Annotated in this window: 18 protein-coding genes; 3 read left to right on the top strand and 15 right to left on the bottom strand. The window is 41.7% G+C overall.

Annotated elements, in window-relative coordinates; genetic code table 11:
- Positions 1 to 23 precede the first annotated feature (23 nt).
- Positions 24 to 314, bottom strand: a complete 291-nt coding sequence (locus CXF88_RS10155) for a putative quinol monooxygenase (RefSeq protein ID WP_101086733.1) — start codon at positions 312 to 314, stop codon at positions 24 to 26.
- A gap of 79 nt (positions 315 to 393) precedes the next feature.
- Complete coding sequence (locus tag CXF88_RS10150; RefSeq protein WP_101086732.1) at positions 394 to 1,419, bottom strand: zinc-binding alcohol dehydrogenase family protein; 1,026 nt, start codon at positions 1,417 to 1,419, stop codon at positions 394 to 396.
- A gap of 122 nt (positions 1,420 to 1,541) precedes the next feature.
- On the opposite strand from CXF88_RS10150, the gene CXF88_RS10145 reads away from it, so the two are divergent.
- On the top strand, positions 1,542 to 2,477 hold the full coding sequence (locus CXF88_RS10145) for a LysR family transcriptional regulator (RefSeq protein WP_101086731.1): 936 nt from the start codon (positions 1,542 to 1,544) through the stop codon (positions 2,475 to 2,477).
- A 607-nt stretch (positions 2,478 to 3,084) separates the two neighbouring features.
- Here the strand turns inward: CXF88_RS10145 and msrA are convergent.
- On the bottom strand, positions 3,085 to 3,678 hold the full coding sequence (gene msrA, locus CXF88_RS10140) for a peptide-methionine (S)-S-oxide reductase MsrA (protein ID WP_101086730.1): 594 nt from the start codon (positions 3,676 to 3,678) through the stop codon (positions 3,085 to 3,087).
- Between the two features lie 170 nt (positions 3,679 to 3,848).
- Positions 3,849 to 5,810: a DNA topoisomerase III gene (locus tag CXF88_RS10135; RefSeq protein ID WP_101086729.1), complete on the bottom strand. Its 1,962-nt coding sequence runs from the start codon at positions 5,808 to 5,810 to the stop codon at positions 3,849 to 3,851.
- A gap of 171 nt (positions 5,811 to 5,981) precedes the next feature.
- On the opposite strand from CXF88_RS10135, the gene CXF88_RS10130 reads away from it, so the two are divergent.
- Complete coding sequence (locus CXF88_RS10130) at positions 5,982 to 6,689, top strand: tRNA (adenine(22)-N(1))-methyltransferase TrmK (RefSeq protein ID WP_101086728.1); 708 nt, start codon at positions 5,982 to 5,984, stop codon at positions 6,687 to 6,689.
- Between the two features lie 150 nt (positions 6,690 to 6,839).
- On the opposite strand, the gene CXF88_RS10125 is transcribed toward CXF88_RS10130, so the two are convergent.
- From CXF88_RS10125 to CXF88_RS10105, 5 genes are all read right to left on the bottom strand, one after another.
- Positions 6,840 to 7,259: a hypothetical protein gene (locus CXF88_RS10125; RefSeq protein ID WP_101086727.1), complete on the bottom strand. Its 420-nt coding sequence runs from the start codon at positions 7,257 to 7,259 to the stop codon at positions 6,840 to 6,842.
- A gap of 97 nt (positions 7,260 to 7,356) precedes the next feature.
- The gene (locus CXF88_RS10120) at positions 7,357 to 7,662 is read right to left on the bottom strand and encodes a DUF3240 family protein (RefSeq protein WP_101086726.1); all 306 of its coding nucleotides are present in this window, start codon (positions 7,660 to 7,662) and stop codon (positions 7,357 to 7,359) included.
- A complete protein-coding gene (locus CXF88_RS10115) occupies positions 7,659 to 10,712 on the bottom strand; it encodes a CusA/CzcA family heavy metal efflux RND transporter (protein ID WP_101086725.1) in 3,054 nt (1,017 codons plus the stop codon). The genes CXF88_RS10120 and CXF88_RS10115 overlap by 4 nt, the downstream gene beginning before the upstream one ends.
- 1 nt (position 10,713) lies before the next feature.
- Positions 10,714 to 11,745: a membrane fusion-like protein gene (locus CXF88_RS10110; protein ID WP_101086724.1), complete on the bottom strand. Its 1,032-nt coding sequence runs from the start codon at positions 11,743 to 11,745 to the stop codon at positions 10,714 to 10,716.
- On the bottom strand, positions 11,742 to 12,983 hold the full coding sequence (locus CXF88_RS10105; protein WP_101086723.1) for a metal transporter: 1,242 nt from the start codon (positions 12,981 to 12,983) through the stop codon (positions 11,742 to 11,744). The genes CXF88_RS10110 and CXF88_RS10105 overlap by 4 nt, the downstream gene beginning before the upstream one ends.
- A 187-nt stretch (positions 12,984 to 13,170) precedes the next feature.
- Between CXF88_RS10105 and CXF88_RS10100 the strand changes: the two genes are divergently transcribed.
- Positions 13,171 to 13,668: a LuxR C-terminal-related transcriptional regulator gene (locus CXF88_RS10100; RefSeq protein WP_101086722.1), complete on the top strand. Its 498-nt coding sequence runs from the start codon at positions 13,171 to 13,173 to the stop codon at positions 13,666 to 13,668.
- 285 nt (positions 13,669 to 13,953) lie between these two features.
- Here CXF88_RS10100 and purF read toward each other — a convergent pair whose 3' ends face one another.
- From purF to CXF88_RS10070, 6 genes are all read right to left on the bottom strand, one after another.
- Complete coding sequence (gene purF / locus CXF88_RS10095; protein WP_011636872.1) at positions 13,954 to 15,468, bottom strand: amidophosphoribosyltransferase; 1,515 nt, start codon at positions 15,466 to 15,468, stop codon at positions 13,954 to 13,956.
- 33 nt (positions 15,469 to 15,501) lie between these two features.
- Positions 15,502 to 15,990 (bottom strand): CvpA family protein, encoded by a 489-nt coding sequence (locus CXF88_RS10090; RefSeq protein WP_101086721.1) that lies wholly within the window; start codon positions 15,988 to 15,990, stop codon positions 15,502 to 15,504.
- Positions 15,991 to 16,142: 152 nt separating this feature from the next.
- A complete protein-coding gene (locus CXF88_RS10085; protein WP_101086720.1) occupies positions 16,143 to 16,769 on the bottom strand; it encodes an SPOR domain-containing protein in 627 nt (208 codons plus the stop codon).
- 71 nt (positions 16,770 to 16,840) lie between these two features.
- Positions 16,841 to 18,118, bottom strand: a complete 1,278-nt coding sequence (folC, locus tag CXF88_RS10080; RefSeq protein WP_101086719.1) for a bifunctional tetrahydrofolate synthase/dihydrofolate synthase — start codon at positions 18,116 to 18,118, stop codon at positions 16,841 to 16,843.
- Positions 18,119 to 18,209: 91 nt separating this feature from the next.
- Positions 18,210 to 18,995, bottom strand: coding sequence for a tRNA pseudouridine(38-40) synthase TruA (gene truA / locus CXF88_RS10075; RefSeq protein WP_101086718.1), 786 nt, complete (start codon positions 18,993 to 18,995; stop codon positions 18,210 to 18,212).
- 129 nt (positions 18,996 to 19,124) lie between these two features.
- Complete coding sequence (locus CXF88_RS10070) at positions 19,125 to 23,138, bottom strand: FimV/HubP family polar landmark protein (RefSeq protein WP_101086717.1); 4,014 nt, start codon at positions 23,136 to 23,138, stop codon at positions 19,125 to 19,127.
- Positions 23,139 to 23,415 lie beyond the last annotated feature (277 nt).

Here is a 23,415-nt window from a genome sequence, read left to right as displayed (position 1 = left end):
TTGAATAGCTAACTTGAATAAAACTAGTCGATAACGGTCATTTCATTCAACGTAAATTCATCAACAGCGCCTTGTGTTGCAGCCACAAAATCGGCTAAATGTTGATTTTCCATATGCACACGCCATAATTCACGGGTCTGCCAAGTCTCATAAAACATAAAGTGAGCAGAGTTATCATTGTCTCGGTGTAATTCATAGCTAATACACCCTTCTTCAGCGCGTGTAACGTCAATCAGCTTCAGTAACTCAGTTTTCACCAATTCAATTTTGTCCGCTTTGGCTTTAATATTGGCTACAATCGTTAAATATGACATGTTGATTCCTGTTCGATAATATAAGTGTTCGATAATATAAGTATTTAACATTACTCAATAATATAATTTAAGGTCTTAATTAAAACCCTTCTAACACAATTTTACCAATCGCACGGCCAGCTTCTAACGCCTCATGTGCAGCACGAAGATTTGCAGCATTTATTGCGCCCATGTGCTGGCCTAACGTAGTTTGAATAAAACCTTGGTCGACAAGATCCGCTACTCGGTTAAGTAAACGTCCCTGCTCATCCATATCGACTGCGTTAAACATCGAACGAGCAAACATAAACTCCCAATGTAATGACAAACTCTTTAGCTTTAATTTAGTCACATCAAGCGCAACTGGATCGTCAATCATCGCAATCTTACCAAACGGTGCTAATAACTCTGTGTAACTGTCAAAATAAGTATCGGTGCTGTTTAGACTCGCAACATGAGTAACAGGGCCAATGTTTAATGCCGCTATTTGCGCAACAAGCGGTTTAGTGTGGTCGACAACATAGTCCGCACCCAATTTCTTAACCCACTCACTTGAACTGGCACGTGATGCGGTACCAATAATGGTTGCACCCGTAATGGCTTTAGCCAATTGTACAAATATAGAACCCACACCACCCGCTGCGCCAACAACCAAAATCACTTCGTTTGATTTCTCTACAGCGCCAGGGCTTTGCTGCTTAATCGATAAATGTTCAAACAACAATTCCCATGCTGTTATCGCCGTTAAAGGTAGTGCAGCAGCTTCTGCATTCGATAAACTCTTAGGCTTCATGCCCACTAAGCGTTCATCTACTAACTGATATTCAGCGTTACTTCCTGTGCGAGTAATATCACCAGCATAGTACACCACATCACCCGGTTTAAATTGACTTGCCTTATCACCCGTTGCAATGACTTCGCCAACCGCGTCCCAACCAATCACTTTTACTTCACCGTCTGCCGGTGGCATGTTTAAGCGCACTTTATAATCGGCAGGGTTAACGGCAATGGCACTCACTTTAATCAATAAATCACGACCTGTTGCAATGGGTTGATCCAATGTCACATCGATTAATGATTCTGGGTTCGAAATTTCAAGAGACTGTTTATATCCAATAGCTTTCATAAGATTGTTCCTGTGATATATAAAATAAGGTTGCTCAAACTTGATGAAGCTATATTAGCGCTTGTTTTATCTCCCATAAACAGCATAATAATTGAAACATTATCAATTAAAAATGGATAATCATGTTATTAGAAGACCTTTATGTGGTGCTTAAAGTCGCAGAGTTTCGCAGCATCACTGCCGCGGCAACCAATCTAGACATGCGCACCGCTACCGCTAGTGCTGCATTAAAACGCGTTGAAGCCAGTTTAGGCGTTGAACTTTTTATTCGCACCACCCGGCAACTTCGTTTATCGAGCGCTGGCGAAAAGTATATACCGCAGTGTGAGCAAGCCATGTTAATGCTGGAGCAAGCAAAGCAAAACATGAAAGGTGAGCTGGACATTATTGATGGTGACTTACGCTTAGCCATATCATCGGATCTGGGGCGTAATATTGTAATCCCTTGGCTTGATGAATTTATGGATACTCATTCAAAAGTGAGTTTGAGAGTCAGCATTAGTGATGCCAACGTTGACTTTTATCGCGACGCTGTCGATTTAGCTTTACGTTATGGTTCACCTAATGATGCTAATTTATACGGCTTTAAAATTTGTAATGTGCCAAGGCTAATTTGTGCATCACAAACTTACCTTGATAAATTTGGCACCCCAACACATCCACAAGAATTGGCAGAACATAATGCCCTGCTATATCAATTACAAAACTTAACTCACGACATCTGGGAGTTCACCCAAGCTGACAACAGTATTAAAGTAAAAGTATCCGGTGACCGGGTTGCCAATGATGCAGACTTAGTTAGACGTTGGTGCGTTAATGGCAAAGGAATATCAGCTAAGTCATGCTTAGACATGTCACATGACTTACTGACCAATAACCTAGTGAGGATAATGGCGGACTATCCCGTTAAATCCACTGAACTCTGGTTGGTATTTCCTAGCAGACAATCTATTACCCCCGCAGCGCGATTACTGCGTGACATGCTTAAAGACAAAACTCGCAGTATTTTACTGCAACTAATAGATAAAGGCATACTCGATAAAAGCGTGTTGGATTGACAAGACTAACTATGACATCTTATTCATTATTATTCCGATAACCTTATTCAATTCTGGCCTACGGCATTAACGTTTTAACGTTCGCTAACTCCAGCGTTGGAAAAGCAAAAGACTATCGCGTAACGACGTGCCAGATGACATAAAACCAAGATAAAAAACCATGAAAAATTGCCCATAAAACTGACTTATTTACACTCCATGAAATAGCGATAGATAACGCTGTTCCAAAGGTTATTCCATATTTCGCTATTTCATTCCTTGAATCTTTCATTAATCCTATTCCTTGTTTTATTTTATTCAGTATAAAATCATAATTCAATTTGATAGTGATAATACACGGAGCTGCGGCAAGTCGGTGCCTAAGCCTGCCTGCCTGCCTGCAAATAATATTTTTGTTATGTTGTTATACGCCAACATAACCCTAAAAAACGATTAATTCAAAAAAGTGCTTTTTCTAAAGGGTTTAACTCTTTTTCACACTCTAACTTTTTTTCACACTCACATTCTTTTTCACAATCAAATTCTTCGCAACCCCCATACCCCTTTGCTTTTGTATGGGGGGTACCTGAAGCGCCAAAATACAAGTAGCGACTGCCATAAATTAAGCCTAATGTGTCGCTTTATCACCCCAAATTTCATTTAATCTTTTGTCTCTGCCACAATTCCAGCGATAAGCATTATAGCGAATTGGGTTGTTCTTATAGTAATCCTGATGATAACTTTCATCGCCTTTTATAGGATAAAAAATTGAAGCATTTAAAATAGGCGTCACAACTTTACTATTAGGAAATTGCTTTTCAACATTGCTTTTAGACTGTTGTGCAATTTCTCTTTCTGTGTCGTTTGCCACAAAAATCGCGCTTAAATAGCTAGAACCTTTATCGCAAAACTGTCCGCTTGCATCAAAAGGGTCAATGTTCACCCAGTAATGTTCTAACAGCTCGGTGTAACTCACTTTGCTAGGATCGTATGTTATTTCAACCGCTTCATAATGACCACTGTGGTTACCATTATAGGTAGGGTCTTTGATGTTTCCGCCAGTAAATCCTGAGACCACATCGGTTACGCCATCAAGCTTTTCAAAATCTGATTCCATACACCAAAAACATCCACCAGCTAAAATGGTTTTATCTGCTGTGGCATTAGATGCATAAGACAATAAACTTGCTGCAAATATCGTTAACACTAGTGTGCTTTTCATAACACTCTCCTTTATTTTCCTAGGTTATTAGTATGTTTGTCTGTAAATATCTACTATATGAACTTAATGGTTTAAAAGTTCACAATGACATTTACAAAGTTCCTAATGGTGAGTTAACACAGTTATATTTCCGAAATACCTAGACTGTAATGCAAGTAACTCTTGCCAATTTAGCTTTTCGCTTTAGCCTTCTTTTTATACGTTTTTTTAAAACTGCGCTTTGGCGCGCTACTGGCAACACCTTGTAATGCTGAGGGTAACTGGCTCGATGCTTGAGTGATGAGGCCATCTAATTGGCTCAACAATGGCTGCATAAAAGCATCATACTTTAAACGTTTTTGGCTGATAGCATCCAAGCTATTTTCCCATAATGCGGTCATGTCGGGCGTGGTTGCTGATTCGGGTAAACTGCGGATTAAGCCAGTACCCACAGGGGTGGCCAATATCGATTTACCCTGGCGAATTAAATAACCGCGTTTAAACAGCAATTCAATAATTCCTGCACGTGTGGCCTCTGTACCTAAACCATCGGTTTCTTTAAGGATTTTTTTAATCTCGCTGTTTGTCACATAACGGCTAATACCCGTCATCGCGCCCAATAATGTCGCATCGGTAAAATGCTTCGGCGCTTGGGTCATTTTCTGTAGTAATTCACCACGCTGACAATGCAAAATTTGACCTTTAACCAGTGGCGGTAAAGACTGTACCGCGTCTTCATTGTCGTCGTCGCTGCTAGTTGAATTAGAACTAGATTGATTTGCAGTGGCAGAACGTTTAAACAGTTGTTTCCAGCCTAAGGTTTTATCTTGACGTGCTTTAGTGGTAAATAATCCACCGGCAATGGTCACTTCAACTGCGGTTTCTGCATAGATATAAGCGGGATAGAACTGGGCTAAATATTGCCTTGCCACATGTTGATATAACTTAGCTTCGTTGCTTGATAATGTCGATAAATTAGCCACCTTTTCAGTTGGCACTATCGCATGGTGAGCATCTACTTTAGTGTCATCCCACGCTTTAGATTTAAGTTTACTATTAGGAGACTCACAACCCTCAATTAAGCCTGAAGCGCCTTTGAGCACGGCGTCCAATACTTTTGGCGCCAAAGCATGCTGATCTTTAGGTAAATAGCGACTGTCTGAGCGCGGATAAGTAATCAATTTGTGGCGCTCATACAAACTTTGGCAAGTATCCAGTACCTCTTTCGCTGACAGGCCAAAACGTTTAGCTGCATCTATTTGCAGTGCCGATAAGCTGTAAGGTAATGGTGGGTTTTGGCGCTTATCTTTAGCCTCAATTTTAGTGACTTCCGCTGGTTTCCCATTGATACGGGCAACGACATTTTCGGCTAAACCTTTAGCTAATACTCGTCCGTCTTCATCCATATATGGCTGACATGCTTCGCTAGGTTGCCATTTTGCGGTGAATGCTTGTTGTTGGTCTGTCAATAAATGGGCTAATACTTCGTAAAATGCTTTAGGGGTAAAATCAGCGATTTCATCATCGCGGCGTACCACTAACCCGAGTAACGGTGTTTGTACTCGACCAACCGACAACACGCCTTGATAGCCGACTTTACGGCCTTGAATCGTGTAGGCTCGGGTCATGTTCATGCCATATAGCCAATCAGCACGGCTGCGGGCCAATGCAGAGGTCGATAATGGAATAAACTCTCGGTTACTGCGTAATTGCCCTAATGCACGTTTTACCGCTTGTGGGTTTAAGTCACTGATTAACAAGCGCTGAACTTGACTCAGCTTGTCTCCTTTTACACCCAGATAAGAAATCACTTCATCGACCAGCAACTGCCCTTCGCGGTCTGGATCGCCAGCATTAATGATCGATGATGCTTGCTTGACCAATTTTCGTAACACCGTAAGTTGACTGCGTGTTTTAGGTTTTGGCTGTAGTTTCCACGTTTGTGGCACGATGGGAAGGTGTTCGAGTTTCCATGACTTAAATGCATCGTCATAGGCGTCCGGTTCTGCTTGTTCGAGCAAATGGCCAATACACCATGACACGCAATCACCATTAGCAGCAGTGATAAAGCCATCACCTTTTTTATGTGGTTTTGGCAGAACATCGGCAATAGCACGACCTAAACTGGGTTTTTCAGCAATATATAAAATCATAATCCACTGTTGGGTCGCTAATATTCAATGAAATGAACCGCGCCACTTAACTGTATAAATTTACAGTATAGATTAGCGTTAAATACGCCAAGCTGCAAATATGAAATAATTAACCACTTAGTCACTTAAATCATTACAATGCGCAGGTTCACTTCCAAACACGACAAACAGATGAAACTCGGCCACCGCTTAGCACATATCAACATGATGATCCCCAATGGTTACACTCATATTTGGGATTGCTGTTGCGACCATGGATTACTCGGCGCCGCGTTGCTTGACAGACATGCTGCCACGATTCATTTTGTCGACATTGTGCCAGCATTGATGCAGCAGTTAACCGCCAAGCTCGAACGTTTTTACCCACAGCAAAACCAACCAAAATGGCAGGTACATTGTGTTGATGTGTCAGCGATCCCTTTGGATCAAGATGAGCATACACCCTTAGTGATTATTGCCGGAGTGGGTGGAGATTTGATGATCGAGTTTGTTAGGTCACTTTGCCAGCAATATTCGAACCGAAAAATCGATTTTATCTTGTGTCCAGTTCATCATCAATATGAGTTACGCCAACAACTTATCAAGCTTGATTGTGAATTAATTGACGAAAAACTGATTGAAGAAAACCGTCGTTTCTACGAAATCCTTTATATCAGACGTGATCCCAAACTCCCCGCGAATGTTGCTAATGATCCGCTTACAGACATTGACCCTATAGGCAGTGTAATTTGGCAAGCGAGTGATGCTGTACAGCAAGACATTGCTATGCGTTATTTAGCTAAAACGATTGCGCACTACAGTCGCATCAATCAATCTCGTTCAGGAAACACCTCTCAAGCACTAAAAGAGTATCAACAGGTAAACATCGCTTTAAAATAATGCCTAAAACGCTTCAATTGGCAGTCCATTTCTGGGTATATAAAGTATCAAGGACGCTACGCCGTAAATGACAAGGACGGACTTCGTCCTGCAATAAAGAGCTGGATTCCCGATCAGCTGCATCTCAGGAATGACGTAATTGCAGTATGACTACCCATGTAGTTTTCTATGTAAAATATCGTACTTTGGTTTTTTAGTAGAAGGCCGTGGATAGGTGTCATCATTTAAGGTTAACGTTGCTTCACCAAGGCTTATTGGGCCACCATTAAGCTGACTTTTCCATCTAACAAGATACTTAGCTGGAGGTAACTTAGGAAGATTAAAATAAAAAATAGTCCCAGGATCTTTTGGCACTTGAACATCTAAGTTAAGTAAATAACCATCATTATTTCTAATGACTATTGAATGCAAAGTCACACTACTTTCAAACGTTACCTTCAAAGATCGCGTAGGCTCGATAGTAAACTCAATCGTCACATCGCTATTATTCGCAGAAAGCTCACTAGCATATATATTATTTGATACCAGCAAAGCGAAAAAGATCATGGTTAGGCAACGATAAACTCTCATTTCAATATCCTTTCTTATAACTAAATTTAATGAGCTGACCGCATGGTCCAAACACAGCAACGATTTCCTTTATCGACTTAGTACTTTTCTTTTGCGGCTAGCACAAAGTGCCTGTATGAATGATGGGTGTAATCCAATATCGACACGGATTATGTTTACAAACCGCAGACAAGGCACCTAATAACGCATCTTGATGATCCACAGGATGCATAATTTCAAACTTACAAAATTCCCTGTAGCCTTCAACTTGCTCTTTGATATTAAAATGGCTGTGTTCGCGGCTAAAACCGCAAATATTACCTAGGCTAAAACCAGATAAAAACTCAAGCTCAATCAAGGTATCAACGATGTCGTCCTTAATATCATTTTGGGCGATCAGCACTAACAATTGCTCCGTGATCATTGACGTTTCTCCAGCCAGTAATAAAGGATTGGTAACAAATAAAGGGTTGTAATGGTTGATGTCAGCAAACCGCCAATAACAACAATGGCTAATGGCTTTTGGATTTCAGCACCAGGGCCCGATGCAAACACCAATGGCATTAAGCCAAACATGGCTGTCGTGGCGGTCATCAAAATAGGCCGTAAACGTCTTGCTGCACCTTGCTCGACTCGCGCCAATAAACTGCTAAAGACATGTTTGGTCTGCTCGTAATAACTCACCATCACCACACCGTTAAGTACCGCGACGCCGAGTAATGCAATAAAACCAACCGAAGCAGGCACAGATAAATACTCGCCCGAAACATACAAGCTCACGATCCCGCCCATCATAGCAAAGGGGACGTTAGCCAAAATCAAGCCCGCTTTAGCAAGCGAACCAAAAGTGGTAAACAAAATGAGAGTAATAAGCGCAATGGCGACGGGAATAACCAGTAATAAGTTATTAGTGGCACGTTGTTGATTTTCAAACTCGCCACCAAAACTGACACTGTAACCGCTAGGTAACTTAACCTCAGCGTCAATTTTCGCGTTGAGTTCTTCAACAAAACTGACTATGTCTCGGCCCTGCACGTTGGTCGTAATCACCGAGAAACGATCACCTTGTTCGCGTTCAATTAAAATAGGGCCTTCTTTGTAGGTTAATTTAGCGATATCGGTAAGACGTTTTAATGAATGATCAGGCATCACCAACAACTGATTCTGCAGCTCATTAATACTACTCAACCCGCCTTGATTATTGGCGATCAATACTGGGGTACGCTTTTTACCTTGCAGCACTTCGGTCACAACAACACCTTCAAGTTGGCTTTTTAAATACCGCGAAAACTCCATGGTGCTCATGCCAAAGCCACGTGCCAGCTCATTATCTAGGGTTAAGTTAATAAATGGACTGCCCTCAATCATGGCCATTTTCACATCGATACTGCCACTGGTGTCACTGACAAGCTGCTCAATTTGGGCCGTTAATTGCCCAAGAGTATCAATATCGGTGCCAAAGACTTTAATGGCCACATCACCAATACTGCCAGTAAGCATTTCAGAGACGCGCATCTGAATAGGTTGAGTAAAATTAAAATTTACTCCAGGAAAATTAAGCAGTTCAGTGCGAATAGCATCAATCAGTTGCGTCTTGTCAGCAAAGCGCCACTCGTCTCGCGGTGCGAGCTCCAAAAATACATCGGTTTCATTTAGCCCCATAGGATCTAAACCAATTTCATCAGAACCGGTCCGCGCAACCATTTGTTTAATTTCTGGCACCTTATCAAGCAAGGTAATTTGAATTTGCTTGTCGATAGCAATCGACGCTTCAAGCGAAATAGAAGGTGATTTTTCTAGCTGTAAAATAATATCGCCTTCATCCAATGTCGGCATAAAGGTTTTACCCACAAGACTAAATAGCCCTAAACTCACCACTAACAGCGTAAACGACACGATGATAAACGGCTTTTTATAGGTAAACGTCTTTTTTAAACTGCTCAAATAAGCCGCTTTTAGTTTCTCTATCGCTTTAGGCTCTTGTGCAGACTTTTCGTTAACCAGATAAGATGCAATAACTGGAATAACCGTAAGCGACAACACCAATGCCGATAACATGGCAAAGACAATCGTGACAGCCACGGGCGTAAATAATTTGCCCTCTAAGCCGGTTAATGTCAGTAAGGGAGAAAACACAATCATCACAATGACAGTGCCAGATACAACTGGAATAGCCACATCTTTAGTCGCACGATAAATAAGGTGTAAACGCGGCAAACGTTGCTTAGTCGCAATAAGATTGACCATGTTCTCAACCACTACCACAGATGAATCAACCAACATACCAATCGCGATGACTAAGCCACCTAGACTCATTAAATTTGCTGACAGATTAAATAAATCCATCATCAAAAACGTCATTAATGCCGCAAGAGGCAAAGACAATGACACAACTAAAGCGGCCCTGACATTACCTAAAAACAGCGCTAGTAATACAATCACTAACAACACGGCTTCAAATAACGCACTTGAAATGGTATCAATCGCGGTATTAATTAAATTAGCACGATCATAAAAAACGTTAAGCTCGCTGCCTTCAGGCAACGAAGTATTAATTTGCGCTAACTTTGCTTTAATATTGGTGACTACTTGGGCAGTATTGGCATCTTTAAGTGCAATAATTAAGGCTTCAGCCGCCTCTTCACCGTCTTTTGATACCGCGCCATAGCGGGCTAAATGGCCAATCTGTACGTCAGCTAAATCTATCAAGCGATAAACTTGCGCATCATCCGCCTTAATCACTAACTGTTTTAGTTCATCAATATCATCCACTCGCCCTTCTGAACGCACAATAATGGTATCAGTACCAATGGTTAATTTACCGGCACCTTCATTATGATTATTGTCAGTAATCGCCTGTTGCAAATCTGCAAAACTGACGCCAGCGGCAGCCATGGCTGAAGGATTAGGACTAATACTAAAACTTTTGGCATAGCCGCCTAAAATATTCACATCAGCCACACCAGCAACGGTACGCAGCAAGGGTCTGACTTCCCATTCCAGCAACTGCCGACGTTCCATTAACGATAAGTTAGGGTTTTCAAGTGTAAACATAAAGATTTCACTTAACGGCGTACTCATCGGTGCCACACCACCAGAGACACCTTCAGGAAAACTGTCCCATACCGCCGCTAGTCGCTCGCTGACCTGCTGCCTAGCCCAATAGATATCAGTTCCTTCAGTAAAATCTAAGGTAATATCACTAATGGCATACTTAGTAGTGGAGCGTAAAATGGCTTGATTTGGGATCCCTAAAAGCTCTGTTTCAACCGGTACAGTAATTTGCGCTTCAATTTCTTCAGGCGTCATGCCCGGTGCTTTTAAAATAATCTTAACTTGCGTAGGCGAAATATCAGGAAAAGCATCAAGAGGAATATTAAACCAGGCACGAGTACCTGCTAACATTAAAATCAACGCTACGATCAGCACAAACAAGCGCTGAGTTAGCGAAAAACGAATCACAGAAGCGAGCATATTATTCGCCTCCTAAACCAAGCAGTATACCTTTCACTGCCGCGACAGATTGAGACAATACTTTAATTTGACTCAAATCTTGATCACTCGCGACAATATAATCATCTGCAGTAGAGCCTAATACATCGATACTCAATGAAGACAATGTTTGGTCTTTTTGGGTAAAAATCTGGCTATCTTGTTGCCAAGTGAACACACTAATTTTAGGCACCAAATACACGGCTTTTTGATATTCAGGTATCACAGTAATTTGTTGCCCTAAGAGTAAATTGCACGTTTGTGGTACAGGGGTAGACCAAGCTGTTAAAAATACCCCATCAGCAATTGCAGACACTTCATCAATGGCAATATGACATTGATTAATGTTCACCGCAGATAACGAGGTTGACTGACTCATAGGCACACTGACTTTCACCCGAATACTCTCGGTAGGAATAAGCGAGAATAATTGCACCCCAGCACTGTAGGGGCTATTTAGATAATTAAGATTAACAATGCCCGCCACAGGAGCCATGACCACCAGCGATTCAGTATCTGCATCAATGCTTTGCACCATCTCCATAAAGTGCTGCATGTGTTCGTATTCAAGGTGAGCACTAAAGTAATCTTGGCTGATCTCGCGCCACTTATCAGAGCCAATGCTGCCATTTTTTAATAAAGGCAGATTACGGTCATAACGCTGTTTAGCTAGGTCGTATAGGCTTTTGGCCGCCTCTATTTGAGCTAAAAAATGAAACACTTCTGGTCCAGTTAATCTGACAATGGCTTGGTCTTTGGTGACAACTTGCCCCTGCCCCACTAAAAACGTCACTTGCTGAATATTTTCAGGCGTCATAACCCAATAATCGTTACCGGGTAAACGGGCTATTTGTGCAGGAAGAGGACTACCTTCATAACTGGCCACTTTTTTAGGCGACATATAACTCACGTCTAAGTGACCTAACTCGCTAAGAGATATGGTTTCAGCACGAACAAACGCCGATGATAAACCGATTGTGATACATAAAAGGCTGGTGCCAAATTTGGCCATCATAATGAAATCCCTAAAGCTTGCAGTTGCTGAGAATGAAGTTGTTGCTGGGCCACTTGGTTAAGTGCTAAACGCGATTCGGTATCTAATGCATCCATGTAACGGCGTAACCAAATTTCATAACCCATTTGGTTTTGGTCTTTTACCTTGGCCAAATCTTCAGTGATGGTGCGACTCAGTGATACCCCTCGTTGTAACAAGGCCTGCTGTTTTCTGAGATTATGCTGCTGTAATAACAGCTTTTGTGATTGATTTTTGAGTTCCAGATAAAGTCTTTCGCTATTGATGCGTTGATCTTGATAATCTTTCTGCCAAACCGACAGCTCACGTTGAGATAAAGCAGAGCCAAAACCGAGTGGAATACTGATCCCAACACCTAAATGCTGGTCGTTAGAGAGATCACCAGCCGTTTCCTTTGCGGTTAAGGACACAGTCCACGGATCTTGTTCACCCGCTTGCTGGCTTGTCATCATGACGTCTTGAAACTGTTGTTGCAGCGACTGTAATTGCCACAAAGGATGCTGCATCAATACCACATCAGCACCATGAATAGATTGCACGTCTAATTCAGCCATATTATGGCCACTTTCTTCTATATTTTCGGGGATCTCACTCAAACCAGTGAGTGATTGAAATAATGCCATTGCTTCATCTTGTTGCTGTTTTAGTTCAATCTGCGCTAAATCAATATCCACGCGTTCACGATCTAATAGCAATAAATTGACTTTAGGAAACTCACCCGCTGCAGACAGTTGTTTTTGCTGCACATGTAACTGTTCTAATAGTGATGCTTTACGTTGCAGTTGGTTAGACTTAACTAAAGCGATGCGAAAATCCCACATGCTTTGTCTAAGCAAACCAGATAAATATAATTTTTGAAGTGCCACCTGTTGCTCAAGCAGAGAGCTTGTTAACCGTTTTAATTTGTTATCGCTTTGGTGCAAACTAAAAGATTTAATGGGTAAGTTAAGTGATACTTCTTGTTCATAAATGTTATTATTATCCAGATCGCCTAGGTAACTTAAACTAATGCTCGGTAAGCCCGTCAACCAAGTCGAACTGCTCAATTGTACTGAGCGGTTATCGTTGAGTGGCATGGCATTAAAGGTGGTCTTGTTTAATCGCGTTTGACTTAACTGCAACAGTGGTGACAGGTCATTGCTTGTAGCGCCATAGCTATAAGAGCTAATCGCTAACGCAATAATAAGACATATTTTGATACTAAACTTCACGGCAGACATATGTGATTTCACTAACCCAAAAGATATAGTTAGACTATTATCTTTAGGTAGAGAACACATGGGGAGTATGTATCATAAATGTCGCTATGGTACATATGTACCATAATGTAAACTCATGATTTTAATGCGTAATCACTTACCCTTTTTAGTTTTATTTACGTAACACACTCATTTTTGGACCGCTGTCATGAGAAAAGATGTATTCATTATTATACTGCTACTGCTAATCACCTTGTTTAAGTTGTTCGACATATTTGCCGATTTTCAACTGGACATTCCCGCTTGGCACATTGCCCAAGAAGCCATGCTGGTATTGTTAACGATTGCAGCGAGTATTTTTTTAGGTTATGACCTGATCCGCAGTTCTCGCCAAGTCAAAGCACTCAAATCGAAACTTAAAAAAGCGGATAAAGAAATCGATCACATGTCAGCACAAATGCGATCTGCAAGACAAGAATATAGCATAACAATCGCAACACAATTCGATGCATGGCAGTTTACAAAAAGTGAACAACAAGTCGCTTTATTACTGTTGAAAGGCCTCAGCTTTAAAGAAATTGCCGAGGTACGACTCACCAAAGAAAAAACGGTCCGCCAACAAGCATCAACAATTTACAGCAAAGCACAAGTTGACGGCCGCCACACTCTATGCGCCTGGTTTATGGAAGATTTTATTCAAGAGTAATACTCACTAAGCCCAAAAAATATATAGGTCCCTGCTTAAAAATATTACAGGGTGAATAACGTAGTAGTCAGCATCATTATTTTAGCTTTTGCCCTTCGTCTTCATTATCCGCACATGCTTAGATCCCGGCTTAAATGCCTTATTGGGAGGGATCCATTTTTGACTTTTGACTTTTGACTTTTGACTTAATGATTTAATGATTTAATGATTTAAACCCATAAAAAAACCAGCATTTTCATGCTGGTTTTTTGTTGTTAACAAATATTGCTAACAAGGCCGGTTAACTTATGGATGACACTCGTTGTGCATTTCTAAGTTAGTACCAATGTCTTTTGAGCGATTGGCTTTAGCATCATCATTACGTAATTGCGTTAAATGATCCAAGTAAGCTTGGTCAACGTCGTTGGTAATATAATGACCGTCGAACACAGATGTTTCGAAACGCTTAATCTCTGGATTTTCCATTCTTACCGCTTCAATTAAGTCGCTTAAGTCTTGGAAAATAATGCCATCGGCACCAATGATTTTGGCAATTTCGTCAGCATCACGACCATGAGCGATAAGCTCATTAGACGTTGGCATATCAATACCATACACATTCGGGAAACGGATTTCAGGTGCAGCTGAAGCAAAATACACTTTCTTTGCTCCGGCTTCTCGCGCCATTTCAATGATCTGTTCAGACGTAGTACCACGTACAATAGAATCATCAACCAATAATACGTTTTTACCTTTAAACTCGGTATTAATCGCATTCAGTTTACGACGTACTGATTTTTTACGTTCTAGCTGACCAGGCATAATAAATGTACGACCAATATAACGATTTTTCACAAAACCTTGGCGGTACGGTAAATCCATGCAACGTGCAATTTCTAATGCGATATCACACGAGGTCTCAGGAATAGGAATAACAACATCAATGTCGTGATCTTCCCATTCTTTCTTAATTTTTTCGCCTAACTTAGCGCCCATGTTTACACGGCTTGCATAAACAGACACTTTATCAATGCTCGAATCGGGACGTGCAAAATACACGAATTCGAAAATACATGGCGCATAGCTTGGGTCTGCTGCACATTGACGGGTAAACAATTGCCCATCAAGTGAAATATAAACAGCCTCACCAGGTGCTACGTCACGCATCACTTCAAAACCAACAGCGTCTAAAGCAACACTTTCAGAAGCAACCATGTATTCAGTACCCGTTGCGGTTTCGTGTTTACCCAATACCAAAGGACGAATACCAAATGGGTCGCGAAATGCCACTAAACCTTGGCCAATAATCATCGCAACTACCGCATAAGCACCACGAGTTTGCGCATGCACTTTAGCAACTGCATCAAAAACTTCATCGGCACTTAAGGTTAAACTGCGCGTTTCTTGTAACTCATCGGCTAACAGATTTAACAAGATTTCTGAGTCTGAGGTGGTGTTAACATGACGACGCTTTGTGACCAAGCTTGCAGCCAGTTCAATCGTATTAGTCAAGTTACCGTTATGTGCTAACGAAATACCAAATGGCGAGTTAACATAAAACGGTTGTGCCTCTGATGCACTCGAGCTACCAGCGGTAGGATAACGAACATGTCCAATACCGGCATTGCCTTGTAAACGCTGCATATGTTTAGGTTCAAACACATCTTTGACTAAGCCGTTTGCTTTACGTAAACGAAACGCATTCATGTCAACCGTCACAATACCTGCTGCGTCTTGACCACGATGTTGGAGCACAGTCAGCGCATCATAAATGGTCTGATTAACTGTTGATTTTCCTACTATTCCGACGATACCACACATGGGTAAGGTTCCTCACTGTAAAGTGTTTTATGTTTATATTTTGGGTACAAAGCTAGAGGTATTTTCAAGGTAGTTAAAAAACCACTGAATAACCACGCCAAATTCAGGTACAAGAACAGAGTCCTGCCACCATTTAGTGTCAGGGAATGCCGTAAAAGCATCCATAAAAAACAGTAATGCACTAACGATTAACGCGCCACGAATGGCACCAAAACACAGGCCTAAAACACGGTCTGTGCCCGATAATCCGGTTTTAGCCACTAACTGGCCTAATAAATAATTAACGAGAGCCCCTATGATCAGGGTAATGATAAAAAGAATAGCAATCGCCACACCATTTCTAACTAACTCGTCCTGCATTTGGGTTAAATGAGCTGCAAGATCAAGATAAAACTGGCTAGCGATAAAGAAAGCGGCAAACCAAACCACAAGAGACATGGCTTCTTTGGCAAATCCGCGGATCAAACTAATAATAGTTGATAACCCGATGACAATAATTATTGCGTAATCAATCCAAACCATGGAGATGGGGATCCGGTATAGGGTTCAAGACGGCGGGATTCTAACAGAGACAGAGATGTTTCTCACCTCTGATTGCACAAATTATTCTTGCGTGATTAAGAACAATCAAATTGTAAATCTTAATCACGCACGCAAAATACCGTCTGAAGAGGTTATTGTTCCTGTGGATTATAGGCTACGATTTTGCCTTTTAATCCGGTTAATTTGAATATAGGTTGCTGACGAGCTTTAAGTTTTTCTTCTGAAACTTCAGGGCCAACAAACACTCGGGTTAGTTTCCCTTCAACGGGTACTTTAGGCAGTGTATAAGCGTTAAACCCCGCTTTTCGCAGTTGAGCAATCAACGCTTTTACATTGGTAATATTATTAAACCCGCCTAACTGCAATGTAAAACCAGCAGTAATAGGTGATTTCACTTTATTTGCAACCTGGGTTTCAGGCTTTTTAACTGCCACTGCTACTGGAGCTGGCGGCTTAACAGCTTGGCTGACTTCTTTGGTCGGCTCTTTGTTCGGTTCAGCTCCCCCTAATGCAACGATATCGTTACTGAGATCTTGTGGTTCAGCAATCGTTAACACTTGAAATTCTTCTACTGGTTCAGCGGTATTGTCAGAATTAACTTTATTGGAAGCACTTGGCTGAGTTTGACGTAAAGGAATTTCAGTGAATTCCTCAACCACTTGCGTTTTTTTACCGTCTAATAAGTCGGGTAAAAAAATCACGCCTAAGGCCACTAATACGATGGTACCCACCAAACGATTTTGAAATTGACGATTCAAAGCTAATTCCCTTTTTTAACCAAATGACGTTAATGATGGCTTGTACAACCGACGTCGGACATAAATAGTGTTTATAAAGATTTAAAGCCTGCAACAGTATAAAAAGAACCGAAGACAATAACCACATCATCGGCATTTACCGTAGTTTGTATGGCTTGCCATGCGCTAGCGATATCAGCAAACTCACTAACATGCTCACGACTACTGTCATTGGGCAATGCTTGACGCAATGCTTGTGCTGATGCGCCGCGTGGATTATCTAAACTCACCAAGTTCCAATGGCTAATTTGTTGATCTAATGTCGCCAATACTGACTTAATGTCTTTATCTTTAAGCATGCCACACAAGGCTACAATACGCCGACCTTGGTACGCCTGTAATTGTTGTGCTAAATATCTGGCTGCATGGGGATTATGTGCAACATCTAATAGTACTAATGGTTGCTGACTCACCTGCTCTAGTCGTCCAGCCAGTTGAGCTTGTTGTAATCCTCGATTAATGTGCTGTTGGCTTATTTGCGGCCAAATATGGCTTAGCAGCGCAACAACACTTGCAGCGTTAGCTAACGGTAACCTTGGCACCGTTAAGCCAGTATATGACTGCTGCGCAGATTCAAAGTGCCATAATGCTGGTTGAGTCTGATCTTTATGGTAATCAAACTCATGCCCAACACGATAAAGCGTTGTACTGAGTTGATTAGCATATTCAGTGACGCTCAACGGTAAATCTGGCTCACCGATAATAGCGACACAATCGGGGCGAAACACGCCAGCTTTTTCTCTGCCAACCAGTTCACGGGTATCGCCTAAATATTCTTGATGATCAAGATCGATAGAGGTCAAAATAGTGGCAGTGGAATCGATAATATTGGTTGCATCCAATCGCCCACCTAAACCCACTTCAAGAATGATCACATCGACTTTAGCAGCTTTAAACAAATATAAACCTGCTAAGGTGGCATATTCAAAAAAGGTTAATGAAATATCACCTCGCGCCGTCTCTATCGCACAAAAAGCTTCGATAAGGGAGTCATCACTGGCATCTTGTTGATTTATTTGTACCCGTTCATTGTAATGCAGCAAATGAGGCGAGCTATACACGCCGACAGACAAATCAGCTTGATGTAAAATCGAAGCCAGCATAGCGCAGGTTGTGCCTTTGCCATTGGTACCGGCTACGGTAATGACTTTAGCTGGCGCTAAATCAAGCACATTTAATTTCTCGGCAACAACGCTGACTCGAGTTAAGCCCATGTCAATTTCGCTAGGATGAATTGCCAGCAAATAATCCAGCCATTGAGCTAAGCTTGACTGTTGATTGGGTACAGTAATTTCAGACACGATTGACATAATTCAATACCATTTAACTTATTCAAACCTTACTCGGCGCTGCGAATACAGAACATGGGTTTTACATTTCAATAAAGATAACTTACAAGACTTAATCGAGCATAAACAATGGACCCAGCGCTAACTTAGGCAATTGATATTGTTCAGGGTAAGTCACATCGACCAAATACAATCCATTCGGTTTAGCGGTAGGTGCCGCTAACTTACGATTTTTCAGTGCAAACAATTCTGTTATCCACTCTATAGGTTGATTACCTAAGCCGATTTGCAGTAATGAACCAACAATATTACGCACCATATGATGTAAAAATGCATTAGCTTGAATATCGACCATCACATACATGCCTTGGCGAGTCACATTGACTTGATGTACGTTTCGAAACGGCGTTTTAGATTGACAATGCAATGCTCTAAAACTGGTAAAATCGTGTTCGCCAACAAAAAGCTGTGCCGCTTTATGCATCAAGGTTTCATCAATATCACCGTGATAATGGCTCACTCCGGCACTTAAAATACCCGGGCGCAGTTTATGATTATAAATCACATAGCGGTAACGTCTGGCTGTCGCACTGTAACGAGCATGAAAACTGTCATCGACTTCTTTTGCCCAGCGTATCGCCACACTGTCGGGTAAATTAGCATTAACGCCCTGTGTCCACGCCGTCATTGGACGTTGAACATCGGTGTCAAAATGAACCACCTGCCCGGTACCGTGTACACCAGTATCTGTTCTGCCGGCACACAAAACGGTTATAGGTTCATTAGCCACATAACTTAACGCTTTTTCAATCTGGGCTTGCACTGAATCGACCTCGAGTTGGCGCTGCCACCCACAAAAACCACTACCATCATATTCAACACCTAACGCGACCCGCATGCCTATATCCTCTACTCAATAATGGCGCGCAGTTTATCACAAAAAAACGGCGCATGTATCTGCGCCGTTTGCTTTTATGTGGTTAACATAAGCCTATTTCTTTACCTATGCAGGCAAAGAATTATCGGCTTAACTGACACTTTTTAGTAAATTTTTGGCTTCTAATTGCTGACGTTCATTACCGTCCATTTGCACTTCTTTTAATAACGCTCGGGCACTGTCTTGATCTTCAATTTCAATATACGCCCTGGCTAAATCAAGTTTTGCATTAACGGAGTTTTCTTCATCATCAACATCAACCATATTCGGATTGCCCATTAATGAACTTGCAGAGCCCATATCAACATTAACGTCTTTATACTGATCGGTTTTATCGTCATCTTCATCAGCATCGTTCAACAGTTTATCAATATCGATATAACCGTTTTCACGCTCAAAACGCATTAAGTCATCGTCACTGGCTTTATATTCTGTTGATTGGCTTCGTTCTTTTTGATCGAGTGCAGCCAATGCTTCATCAACAGTTAAGTTGTCATCGCTAAGGATATACTCATCTTCTGAGGTAAAGTCATCATCGTTGTCATCATCATTGAGTGATTGTGAAAATGCAGCCAGTAGATCATCGTCACTCACATCTGCTTCATCGACTTCTCTCTCGTCAGCGGCTGACTCGGCAGCTTTAAGTAAATCGCTTTCCCAATCTAAAAGTTCAGGTTTTGGTTTACTTGATTTTAGGTCATTAAAGAAGCCTGAATCTTTATTGATTTTACTTTTCGCACTAGACGAAGCAGCCGCTTCATCATCCATTTGTGCTAACAAGGTATCAAGACCATCATCCGTTTCTGATGTAGGAGCTTGTGCAGCTGCAGTTTCTTGATCAGACTCAACATCATTATTGCTCGTTGACGCTAACGCGGCTTCAAGTTCAGCATCTAACCAGCTGTTATCTTCGTCATCGCTGTCTGCTGCTTTATCAGCATCCACTTCTGGCTCAATATACTTGTTCGTTTCAATATCAGCGGTATCATCTGTGTTAGTTAAATCGGTATCATTAAGATATTCATCAAACTCATCGAATAATGCGTTATCGTCGATGCCTTCATTGTCAGGCTGAGTACTGTCAACCTGTGGAGCACTGCCATACTGTGGGTTTTCAGTGTCATTTTCTGATGGAGTATCGTCTTTTATATCTTCTTTAAAGCTTGCCAATAAAGTATTAATGTCATCATCGAGGGACTCATCATCAGATATTGATTCTTCATCGGAAATATCATCATCTAATTCAGCAGCTATCTGTGCTTGGACGGCAGCCTTTTCCTGAATGTCGGCATCTGACTCAATCACTGGCTCGTTAAGACTCGCTAATAATGCATCGATGTCATCATCACTGGTTTCATTATCATCAATAGAATCTACGACATCCTCATCACTTAACTCTGCAGCAATTTGCGCCGCTAAATCATCACTATCGGAAGTTTGCTGTTCACCGGTTGATAGTTCATCACTTTTTTCGTCAAACACTGATTCAATAACAGGCTCATTCAAGCTAGACAGCAATGCATCAATGTCATCATCACTCGACTCTACATCTTGGATATCTTCGTTAGTATCATCTTGCAACTCAGCTGCAATTAACGCGGCTATGTCATCATCGTTGTCAATTGAATCACGGTTTAGCGGCTGAAGGTCTGTATCCCCATCATCTGTTGAGCTATCTTCTTCGTTCTCATCCTTGGTTGCAGATAAGCCGGCTAGGAGTTGATCTATATCTTCGTCCGTTGCAGTAGGAGCATCAACATCAGTTTGTTCCGAATCAGGCTCTGATAGTAATAAATCAAGGTCCTCTTCCGCGTTTGTTTCAGCTGATTTTACCGGTGTTTCGGCAGCCACATCATCCGGTTCTGCAGGCATATCAAACTCTGCTAACAATGCATCGATATCGTCATCCGCTTTTGCTTCAGCTGATTTTACCGGTGTTTCGGCGGCCACATCATCTGGCTCTGCAGGCATATCAAACTCAGCTAACAATGCATCGATATCGTCATCCGCTTTTGCTTCAGCTGATTTTATCTGTGTTTCGGCGGCCACATCATCTGGCTCTGCTGGCATATCAAACTCAGCTAACAATGCATCGATATCGTCATCCGCGCTTGTGTCTGCTGATTTTACCGGCGTTTCGGCGGCCACATCATCCGGTTCTGCAGGCATATCAAACTCTGCTAACAATGCATCGATATCGTCATCCGCTTTTGCTTCAGCTGATTTTACCGGTGTTTCGGCGGCCACATCATCCGGTTCTGCAGGCATATCAAACTCTGCTAACAATGCATCGATATCATCATCCGCTTTTGCTTCAGCTGATTTTACCGGTGTTTCGGCGGCCACATCATCTGGCTCTGCTGGCATATCAAACTCAGCTAACAATGCATCGATATCATCTTCCGCGCTTGTGTCTGCTGATTTTACTGCTGCGGCAGCGGCAACATCATCCGACTCCGCTGGCATATCAAACTCAGCTAACAATGCATCGATATCATCTTCCGCGCTTGTGTCTGCTGATTTTACTGCTGCGGCAGCGGCAACATCATCCGACTCTGCAGGCATATCAAACTCAGCTAACAATGCATCGATATCGTCATCCGCGCTTGTGTCTGCTGATTTTACTGCTGCCGCAGCCACATCATCTGGCTCTGCAGGCATATCAAACTCAGCTAATAGCGAATCAATATCATTTTCTGCTGAAGCATCTATATCATCAGTTTCATCTTTTCCAGTATCTTCATCTAAACCCGCCAACAAACTGTCTAAATCATCCTCTGGTGCAGCAGAATTTAGGGTTGCAGCAGGCTTATCATCTAATCCAGCAAGTAGACTATCGAGATCATCATCATCTTCAAGAGGTTCAAGATCAGAATCTTGATCTTCCATAGCCTCTGCCCATAAATCGTCTAATGAGGTCCCTTCTTCATCTTCTATTTCTGTTTCACTAACAAACATATCAGACGCCATATCCATCTCGGCATCATCTTCCATTTGGATTTCAGGCTGTAAATCTACGCTGTCCAAATCCAATAAATCATCAATTGAATCTTCATCACTTGAATCTAAATGGACCACAATATCATCAGAGTCATCTAAGTCATCACTGCCTGTTGCAGCTGCAGACTCTTGTTCAGACTGGGTTGCTGTTTTCACTTCAGATTGTTGAGACTTTTTATTTCGGCGACTGAGCAACCAGAAAATAAGCCCGAAGATAATTAACAGAGGGATAGAGGCGGCAAGGATCAACAAAATGGTGTTATCCATTAGGCTACGCCAAAAGTCAGTGGGTTCTTCTACTACGGGTTCCGCATTTTCGGTTTGATCTTCGAGTTTTTTATTTTCTAAGTTTAAAGCTTCATATTTCTCGCGTAATAGTTGTAGATCTTCTTCAAGCGAGGAAATGTTTAATGACATTTGTTCAATTTTGTTTTTCAACGCTTGATTGTCATTATTACTGACCATTAATTCATCTTGCGCGCGCGCTAGCTCATCCGTGACCATCAACGTTTTTGCATTAGCTTTATCTAAGGTGCTATTGAGATCATTTACGACAACCGCATTAGCCTCATTAATCGCTTTGGTTTGAACCGCCACAGCAGGTGTTTGCTGAACTATTTGCAGTGGTTTTGCAGCAGTAGGCTTTTTAGGCGTTTCGACTATAGGGGATTGAATAGGTTTATTAATAACGGGACGAGGCTGGGTTTGTCTGTTAGCGCGGCGGTCATCTTGTTCAGCACGGCGTTTAGCAACATCATTGGGTATAGCGGCTATCACATCTACAGAAGGAACAAGTAATATCATCCCTCGCTCTAGTGTATTGTAATTATTACCACTAAAAGCATGTGGATTCGCGTCAAATAACGCCGCCATCACTTGATAAATACTGACCTTATCACTGGGTCTGACTTTTTGCGCAATACTCCAAAACGTATCTCTTGATGTCGTCGGACCATATTGCCGTTTCGCTTGTTGTTTAACCTCGCCATTAGGCCCAGTAATTTTGAGCGTTTCTGCCTGTGCAGACTCAATAATTTGTACACTGGTTAAACCAACCGCTGTGCAGGCAATCAAACCCACAATATATGAAGTACGCAAAGTCATCCCATCCTTCCCTTTTAGCGCTATTGAGTTACCGATTTGGCAACAGGCTTTAGGCAATTTTTATCGTTAGTATTATGGTCGTTAACTGTATCGAGTCACATCAATCGTGAGCCAATTTTACAGGCAATTTCGATGTTATTGATGTTAAAAATGATATGTTTACGACTATAAACTAGATTCACCGCACCTGCTACTATTGGGCTCAGTAAAACAGAAAAAGCCTGCGCATTGCAGGCTTTTTAAACTAAATCGCGTTGTTGATTAAGTCATTACACAT

The organism is Shewanella sp. ALD9, from assembly GCF_002836315.1.
Taxonomy (GTDB): Bacteria; Pseudomonadota; Gammaproteobacteria; order Enterobacterales; family Shewanellaceae; genus Shewanella.
Note: the sequence above shows the minus strand (reverse complement) of the source record. Positions and strands in the feature narration are given on the sequence as shown.

What these genes read in the sequence shown, in the direction of transcription:
- CXF88_RS10115 (WP_101086725.1), bottom strand. Translation starts at nt 10,712, where the DNA reads ATGCTCGCTTCTGTGATTCGTTTTTCGCTAACTCAGCGCTTGTTTGTG.
- folC (WP_101086719.1), bottom strand. Translation starts at nt 18,118, where the DNA reads ATGTCAATCGTGTCTGAAATTACTGTACCCAATCAACAGTCAAGCTTA.
- truA (WP_101086718.1), bottom strand. Translation starts at nt 18,995, where the DNA reads ATGCGGGTCGCGTTAGGTGTTGAATATGATGGTAGTGGTTTTTGTGGG.
- CXF88_RS10105 (WP_101086723.1), bottom strand. Translation starts at nt 12,983, where the DNA reads ATGTCTGCCGTGAAGTTTAGTATCAAAATATGTCTTATTATTGCGTTA.
- CXF88_RS10070 (WP_101086717.1), bottom strand. Translation starts at nt 23,138, where the DNA reads ATGACTTTGCGTACTTCATATATTGTGGGTTTGATTGCCTGCACAGCG.
- CXF88_RS10100 (WP_101086722.1), top strand. Translation starts at nt 13,171, where the DNA reads ATGAGAAAAGATGTATTCATTATTATACTGCTACTGCTAATCACCTTG.
- CXF88_RS10130 (WP_101086728.1), top strand. Translation starts at nt 5,982, where the DNA reads ATGAAACTCGGCCACCGCTTAGCACATATCAACATGATGATCCCCAAT.
- CXF88_RS10090 (WP_101086721.1), bottom strand. Translation starts at nt 15,990, where the DNA reads ATGGTTTGGATTGATTACGCAATAATTATTGTCATCGGGTTATCAACT.
- CXF88_RS10145 (WP_101086731.1), top strand. Translation starts at nt 1,542, where the DNA reads ATGTTATTAGAAGACCTTTATGTGGTGCTTAAAGTCGCAGAGTTTCGC.
- CXF88_RS10120 (WP_101086726.1), bottom strand. Translation starts at nt 7,662, where the DNA reads ATGATCACGGAGCAATTGTTAGTGCTGATCGCCCAAAATGATATTAAG.
- msrA (WP_101086730.1), bottom strand. Translation starts at nt 3,678, where the DNA reads ATGAAAAGCACACTAGTGTTAACGATATTTGCAGCAAGTTTATTGTCT.
- CXF88_RS10155 (WP_101086733.1), bottom strand. Translation starts at nt 314, where the DNA reads ATGTCATATTTAACGATTGTAGCCAATATTAAAGCCAAAGCGGACAAA.
- CXF88_RS10110 (WP_101086724.1), bottom strand. Translation starts at nt 11,745, where the DNA reads ATGATGGCCAAATTTGGCACCAGCCTTTTATGTATCACAATCGGTTTA.
- CXF88_RS10150 (WP_101086732.1), bottom strand. Translation starts at nt 1,419, where the DNA reads ATGAAAGCTATTGGATATAAACAGTCTCTTGAAATTTCGAACCCAGAA.
- CXF88_RS10125 (WP_101086727.1), bottom strand. Translation starts at nt 7,259, where the DNA reads ATGAGAGTTTATCGTTGCCTAACCATGATCTTTTTCGCTTTGCTGGTA.
- purF (WP_011636872.1), bottom strand. Translation starts at nt 15,468, where the DNA reads ATGTGTGGTATCGTCGGAATAGTAGGAAAATCAACAGTTAATCAGACC.
- CXF88_RS10135 (WP_101086729.1), bottom strand. Translation starts at nt 5,810, where the DNA reads ATGATTTTATATATTGCTGAAAAACCCAGTTTAGGTCGTGCTATTGCC.